1 protein-coding gene is annotated in these 287 nt (G+C 41.5%); it reads left to right on the top strand.

The annotated features are described in order from the left end of the window. On the top strand, window positions 1–219 hold a 219-nt coding region (locus A3761_RS27425; RefSeq protein WP_197472963.1), incomplete at its 5' end, for a hypothetical protein. Between the last annotated feature and the right edge of the window lie 68 nt (window positions 220–287).

Below are 287 nucleotides of genomic sequence, written 5' to 3'. Positions count from 1 at the left end.
GGAAAGTACACGCCTATATCAAAGAGGCTAATTAAGGGTAGCAACTCAATTTCGAGTGAAGACGTTGCTGAAGAGCGAGATTGCATACTTGCTGAAGGTTTCACGGTTTGTGAAAGCAGAGCAGAACTGTCTGCGGCGAAAATTGATAATTCAGATAAAGGTGATGTGGCAGCCGTTATAGCCAATACCAACCCCTTATTCAAGTTACATAATAAGTAAGCGCTTGCTGAAAAAAAATTAAACGAGAGCTTTGCCTCGTAGTAGTTGTCGCAGTCGAATGAGAAATA

The organism is Oleiphilus sp. HI0123 (assembly GCF_001635315.1).
Note: the sequence above shows the minus strand (reverse complement) of the source record. Positions and strands in the feature narration are given on the sequence as shown.